Raw genomic sequence first — 6358 nt, forward strand, 5'->3', positions numbered from 1 at the left:
CGAGACCGCGTCTCGTCTGTACGGACATGAGCACTCTTCGCGCAGGTCTCGCGTTCCTTGCCCTGGTCGAGGGCATCGTCGGTGGCTGGTCGTTGATCGCCCCGAAGCACTTCTTCGACAACTTCCCGCTGCCGACGAACCAATGGGTGGCCTACTTCCCTCCGTTCAACGAGCACCTGCTCCGCGACTTCGGCGCGCTCAACCTGGCGTTGTGCGCGGTGCTCGTGTTCGCCGCGGTGACGCTGGAGCGGCGGCTCACCCAGGCGGCGCTGGTCGGCTACCTGTTGTTCGCTGTGCCGCACCTGGTCTTCCATCTGAACCACCTGTCGCACATGCCGTTCGCCGACCAGGTGGGCAACGTGGTCTCGCTGGTCGCCGTGGTGTTGGTCCCGTTGGCGCTGCTGCCGTTGACCCGCAGGATCGTCCCGACGATTGACTCACGAGTCAGTCGGTGATGTGATCACGCCCGCACCTGAAGTGGTGCAGACCTTTCCCTAAATCCGCCGCCATGGATGTTGGGGAGGAACGGGCGTGGAGATCACTCGGCGTTCGGCGTTGATCGGTGGGGCGGCGGCTGTTCCGCTGCTCATGGCAGGTTCCGGGCTCGCGCAGGCGGCCACCTGGAAGCTCAAGTGGAGCCCGCAGGCGAACAAGAACGGACTCGGCGCTTTCGAGGGTGTCGAGGACGACCGGGCCGGCTCGCATCCGGGCACGAAGCACATCTACGTGTCGGGCAACGACTACCGGTTCGACATGCACACCCGCGACCGGGACACGTCGACGGACCGGCAGCGCAACGAGGTCCGAGGCATGAAGGCGGGCGGCCAGAACATCGACATCGGCAACGGTGAGACGTGGAAGTGGACCTACTCCATGTTCATCCCGAGCTCGCTGAAGTCGACGACGTCGTTCACCCACATCATGCAGACGAAGATGCCCGGCCTCGGCTCCGCGCCCGTGACGGTCATGTCGCTGCGCCGCACCGGCGGCGTGCAGAAGATCGAGTTCAAGATCACCGAGGGCAACGTCCTCGTCGGGAACGTCGACCTCGAGCCGCTGCACAACAAGTGGATCGACACCGAGGTGGAGATCAAGGTCGGCAACGGCACCGGGCGCGTCCGCTGGGTGGTCCGCGACGGCGGCCGCACCGTGCTCGACGCGACGAAGGACAACGTCGACACCTGGCTCGACGATCGGTTGCGTCCGAAGTGGGGCATTTACCGCTCGCTCGGCGACACCTCGGGCTCACTGCAGAACTGCTACCTACTGCTTCGCAACCTCAAGGCCTATAAGTTCGAATGATGCTGCTCGACGTCGCCGACGCCACGCGCCAATATATTAGTTTGCTCGACGGTGACCAGCGCGAACACGCGGTGCGCGCGGTCACCGACGACGACCTGAGACACCGCTGGGCGTATACGCCTGGTGCACGACCGGGCCTCGTGCTCGGCAGCCTCCGACGCGACCAGCGCAAGGCTGTACACGGAATGCTCGCGACCGTACTCAGTCCCCACGCCTACTCGCAGGCCGCAGCGGTGATGGCACTGGAGGACGTGCTCGACCACCGCGAGGGCGGGCACCTCGACAGGCACAGCGGCGACTTCTGGACGGTGCTCTTCGGCACGCCCGGCGGCGACGAGCCGTGGGGATGGCGTGTCGAGGGGCACCACTTGTCCGTGAACGTCGTCGTCGCCGACGGCCGCGTCTCCGCGACACCGTTCTTCCTCGGCGCGAACCCTGCCCGCGTCACCTACCGCGGCCACGTCGTCGGCCAGCCACTACGCCTCGAAGAGGAACTGGCCCGAGAGCTGCTCGACCGCATGGGCCCGACCGCACGCCGCTTGGCCGTCGTATCGGACACCGCGCCGGACGACATCCGCAGCGGTAACTCCCCACGCGTCACCCCGTCCGAACCGGTCGGCGTGACACCGGCACAGCTCGGCAAGCCGGCGGGGGAGCTGCTCGTCGACATCGTCCGCTTCTACCTCGACCGGCTCGCGTTCGAGCTCGCCGACGAGGAGTTCGCGCGCATCGACCCCGAACGCCTGCACTTCTCGTGGGAAGGCTCACTACGCCGAGGCGAGGGCCACTACTACCGAATCCAAGGCCCGGAGCTGCTCATCGAGTACGACAACACGGCCACCGAGGCGAACCACGTCCACACCGTCTGGCGTCGCCATTCGGGTGACTTCGGCGATGACCTCCTCGCCGCCCACTACGACACGTCACGGCACACTGTCGCGCGTGGAGTGGCCCAAAACGGTTGAAGACGCCGTCGCGTTGCAAGAACGCCTGCGCACCCAGGTGATCACCACCAGCGTCCCTGACCTGCGCATTGACACCGTAGCGGGCCTCGACGTCGGCTACCGTAGCAATGACACAGTTGCGGGCGTCTGCGTGGTGTTCGATGCAAAGACGCTGGTCATCCTGGACGAGGTCATCGTCGAGGACACGACCGACTTCCCATATATTGCCGGGCTCTTCGCGTTCCGGGAGATGCCCGTGCTGCTACGTGCTCTCGATCGGGTGGCGGTGGTGCCGGACCTGTTGGTTGCGGACGGTCAGGGCCTCGCACACCCGCGCCGGTTCGGTCTGGCGTGCCACCTCGGCGTGCACACAGGTATCCCGAGCATCGGCGTCGCGAAGAACGCGATGGGCGAGTTCGAGCAGCCCGGTCACGCCCGCGGGTCGATGAGCGACCTCGTCATGGACGGCGAGGTCGTCGGCAGAGCCCTGCGGACGCAGGACGGCGTGAAGCCGGTGTTCGTGTCGGTCGGCCACAAGATCGACCTCGATCAGGCGTGCGCCGAGGTGCTGCGTCTCGCTCCGCGCTACCGGCTGCCCGAGACCACCCGCCGCGCGGACACACTCACTCGGCAGGCTGCTTCGCCGGCTGGAAGCTGAGCAGCACGAGGAGGATCGCGCCGCAGACCAGTGCGATGTCCGCGACGTTGCCGACGAACCAGCCGTTGTAGTCGATGAAGTCGACGACGTGCCCCCGCGCGAAACCCGGCGGCCGGAACAGCCGATCGAGCAGGTGGGTCGTCGCGCCACCGAGCATCAACGCGAGCGCGGCGGCCCGCAGCTTGGTCTGCGGCTGCAGGCCGTACCGCGCGAGCATCACGACGGCGACGGCCGCGACGATCGTGAAGATCCACGTTGACCCCGCGCCGATCGAGAACGCGGCGCCGGGGTTGTAGAGGAGCCTGAACTGCAGGAACTCCCCGAGCACGGGAATGGGTGCGCGACCGGTCAGCGCGCTCTCGGCCCAGAACTTCGTGGCCTGGTCCAGCAGCAGCACGAGCACGGCGATGCCCATCACGAGCGGCACGCGGCGAGAGGTGGTGGTGTCCATTTGTGGACGAGCGTAGTTAAGAACGCCGCCGCTTGGCATCAGGCCCCAGGATCAAGCTGGTCATGTCTGTGCGCTGAACGCCTCGACGTCGTCGACATCCACCGCCACAAGGAACTCTTCCTCCAGCGTCGCAGTCCGTTCGTCGGTGTCGTAGTCAACGCAGATGCGCCAGCGTTCGTGTGTGCGTCGCGCGTATGTGTGGAAGCGGCCGTAGAACGTGCGCTCGTCGCCGTCAGCACGCTTGGACACGATCTGGAAGATGCCGCGCTCGCTCGCGACTTCCTTTGAAGCGATGCGTTCGACGAACCGGAACGAGATGGTCACGCTGCTGCCGCGGTCCGCGAACTCCGCGAACCACTTCTCGGTCTGGTCGGAGTAGTCCGCGAACCCGAACACCTGCTTGGCCGGCCCGCCCGCGCGGATCAGCTCCGGCGCGTACAGGTCCAGGAACGCCGACACGTCCAGCTTCGAGTAGGCGAGCCGGAACGGGTGCCAGATGTCGTTGTTGAGCCACCGCAGCAGGTCGATGTCCACGCGTCCGAAGCTAGCGCGGACACACCCGAACAGCACTCAGCGTTCCACTGTCGGCGCGAGGATCTGGAAACGGGCGTCGGCGCGCTTCACCGACCGCTCATCGTGCGCCGAATACATCAAGCAGCAGTGGGTGACTGTCGACGATCTTGCGGGCGACGTTGACGGAGTCGACCAGCGGATGCAGCGCCAGTGCTTTCACCGCGTGTGCGCGCTCGCCGCTGATGGCTGCCTGGATGGTGGCGCGCTCGACGACCTTGAGAGCGGTGACGAGTCCGACGCCCTCGTCAGGAACCTGGCTGACCGCGACAGGCCGCGCGCCGTTGGCGTCGACAAGGCTCGGCACCTCGACGATGGCGTCGGCATCCAGGCATGACAACGTCGTCTTGTTCGGTACGTTGAGGATCAAGGTGGTTCGTTTGTCTGACGCGATTGCGTGCATCAGGTCGAGTGCGACCCGCTCATAGCCGCCGCCGTCGAGGTCGTTGGTGTCGCGTTCGTCGTCGCGGGTCTCGGCCATGTACGTCTGTTCGCGCTCGAGGCGCGTCCGATCCCAGCTCTCCAACGATGGCGCCGCGTAGAACTGCTTTTGCTGCTCCAGCAAGAACACACCGCGCGATGCGCCGGACTCCACCGCCTCGCGCGTGAAGTAGTAGTAGTGCAGGTACTCGTTGGGAATCGCACCCAACGTCCGCAGCCACTCGGCTCCGAAGAGCTTGCCCTCCTCGAACGACTCGAGCCGCTCGGTATCGGCAAGCAGACCTGGCAACACGTCTCGCCCCTGCACGTGAACGCCCCGCAGCCAGCCGAGGTGGTTGAGCCCGGCGTAGTCGAGCCACGCGTCCTCAAGATCGGCACCGACCGCGCGTGTCACTCGCCTGCCGAGGCCGACGGGGGAGTCGCAGATGCCGATGACGCGGTTGCCGAGGTGTGCCGACATCGCCTCGGTGACCATGCCGGCGGGGTTGGTGAAGTTGATGACCCACGCGTCCGGCGCGTGAACTGATATACGACGTGCGATGCCGAGCGCGACGGGCACGGTCCGCAGACCGTATGCAACGCCGCCCGCGCCGACCGTCTCCTGTCCGAGCACCCCGCAGCCCGCGGCGACGCTTTCGTCGGCCGCGCGCCCGTCGAGCCCGCCGACCCGGATCGCGGAGAACACGAAGTCCGCCCCGCGCAACGCTTCGTCGAGATCCGTCGACGTCGTCACCGTCGGCGCATCCGATATATCAGTCGCCAGCTCGGCCAGCACGCCACCGACCGCGGCGAGCCGGGCGGCGTCGAGATCGTGGAGCACGACCTCGGTGACGCGGCCGGGCGACCGATCGGCGAGCAGCGCGCGGTATACGAGCGGTACGCGGAATCCACCGCCGCCCAGGATGACCAGCCTCATACCTGAACCACGTCCACTCCGGCCTCCTGCAATGCGATCCGCGTCGCCGGGTCGGCCGACGCGGTGGTGACGACGGCGTCGAGGTCGTCGGGTCCGCAAACGCGTGCGACGCCGACCCCGGGAAACTTCCCGCCGTCCGCGACGAGCACGACCTGGTCCGCGGCCTTGATCATGGCGCGTTTGAGCGGCACTTCGACGAGTGTCGTATCCATGACGGCGCCGTCGCCCCGCACCCCCCTCGTGCCGAGGAACAGCCGGCCCGCGTGCACCTGCCGAAGGTTGTCCTCGGTGAGGAATCCGACCAGGGAGTGGTAACGCCGACGCACCATGCCGCCGAGCAGGATGAGCTCGACGTCGGCGTCGTCGCGCAGGTCGTCGAACACAGCGAGGTTGCTCGTGATGGCGGTGATCCGCTTGCCGTGGAGATGATGGGCGAGCCGTTGCATCGTCGTGCCGATGTCGAGCAGCACGGTCTCGCCGTCCTGGACCATCGCGGCGGCTGTGCGTGCCACGGCGTCTTTGTCTTCGGCGCGTTGGGTGGCGACCTGCGCGAACGGGGCGTCGTCGTCGAGCGTCATCGCTCCGCCGTACACACGGGTCAACTTGCCGTCGGCGTCGAGCTGTTCGAGGTCGCGGCGGATCGTCGCCTGGCTGACGCCGAGCTTGTCGGCGAGCGAACGCACCTCGCTCGGACCGTCCGTGCGCAGTGTGCGCAGGATCAGCTCGCGTCTGCTCTCGGCAAGCATGCCGCCACCGTACAACCGAGGTCGCTCAGACTTGAGCAAACTCTTGCCAGCTCGTGCACATCAGACGCACGCTTCTGCGCGACTTTGGAAGGGGTCGGCAGCTTTCGGCGATCCCGCAGTTCGTGGTGATGGCGCAGTTCTGCTGGGTCGGGTCGCGGAAAGCGCTGATCGTGCCCGCGGCGATCAACGTACGTCCGGCATCTTCTAGTACTACAGCCGCATGGCGTGATCTTGGTCGATGGCGTGGTGACGTGAGACGGCCACCGTGATCAACTTCGAGGTGTGTTGGGACTCGAAGCGAAACGGTGGCCGCGTTGCCGATCTTAGACC

The 6358-nt window shown here is 66.6% G+C and carries 9 protein-coding genes; 4 read left to right on the forward strand and 5 right to left on the reverse strand.

What is annotated here, in order from left to right:
- Window positions 1-26: 26 nt before the first annotated feature.
- The 4 genes from ABFX45_RS43385 to ABFX45_RS43400 all read left to right on the forward strand — a co-directional run bounded on the left by ABFX45_RS43385 (window position 27) and on the right by ABFX45_RS43400 (window position 2904).
- Window positions 27-455 carry a hypothetical protein gene (locus ABFX45_RS43385; RefSeq protein WP_346136936.1) on the forward strand — a complete coding sequence of 143 codons (429 nt, stop codon included), beginning with the start codon at window positions 27-29 and terminating at the stop codon, window positions 453-455.
- 76 nt (window positions 456-531) lie between these two features.
- Window positions 532-1302 (forward strand): Tat pathway signal sequence domain protein, encoded by a 771-nt coding sequence (locus ABFX45_RS43390; RefSeq protein ID WP_346136938.1) that lies wholly within the window; start codon window positions 532-534, stop codon window positions 1300-1302.
- A complete protein-coding gene (locus ABFX45_RS43395) occupies window positions 1302-2267 on the forward strand; it encodes a DUF3500 domain-containing protein (RefSeq protein ID WP_109640466.1) in 966 nt (321 codons plus the stop codon). Before ABFX45_RS43390 ends, ABFX45_RS43395 begins: the two co-directional genes overlap by 1 nt.
- The gene (locus tag ABFX45_RS43400; protein ID WP_428834293.1) at window positions 2245-2904 is read left to right on the forward strand and encodes an endonuclease V; all 660 of its coding nucleotides are present in this window, start codon (window positions 2245-2247) and stop codon (window positions 2902-2904) included. The genes ABFX45_RS43395 and ABFX45_RS43400 overlap by 23 nt, the downstream gene beginning before the upstream one ends.
- On the opposite strand, the gene lspA is transcribed toward ABFX45_RS43400, so the two are convergent.
- The 5 genes from lspA to ABFX45_RS43425 form a co-directional block, all read right to left on the reverse strand.
- Window positions 2870-3355, reverse strand: coding sequence for a signal peptidase II (gene lspA / locus ABFX45_RS43405; protein ID WP_109640464.1), 486 nt, complete (start codon window positions 3353-3355; stop codon window positions 2870-2872). The genes ABFX45_RS43400 and lspA overlap by 35 nt on opposite strands.
- A gap of 60 nt (window positions 3356-3415) precedes the next feature.
- Window positions 3416-3889: a YybH family protein gene (locus ABFX45_RS43410; protein ID WP_346136942.1), complete on the reverse strand. Its 474-nt coding sequence runs from the start codon at window positions 3887-3889 to the stop codon at window positions 3416-3418.
- 97 nt (window positions 3890-3986) lie between these two features.
- Complete coding sequence (locus ABFX45_RS43415) at window positions 3987-5282, reverse strand: 6-phospho-beta-glucosidase (RefSeq protein WP_346136944.1); 1296 nt, start codon at window positions 5280-5282, stop codon at window positions 3987-3989.
- Complete coding sequence (locus ABFX45_RS43420) at window positions 5279-6028, reverse strand: DeoR/GlpR family DNA-binding transcription regulator (protein WP_346136946.1); 750 nt, start codon at window positions 6026-6028, stop codon at window positions 5279-5281. Before ABFX45_RS43420 ends, ABFX45_RS43415 begins: the two co-directional genes overlap by 4 nt.
- A gap of 25 nt (window positions 6029-6053) precedes the next feature.
- Window positions 6054-6358 (reverse strand): hypothetical protein (locus ABFX45_RS43425; protein WP_346136948.1); only part of this gene is annotated, 305 nt, incomplete at its 5' end.

Origin of the sequence: Lentzea roselyniae, assembly GCF_039537795.1 — a bacterium.
In the GTDB taxonomy this organism is placed as follows: domain Bacteria; phylum Actinomycetota; class Actinomycetes; order Mycobacteriales; family Pseudonocardiaceae; genus Lentzea; species Lentzea atacamensis.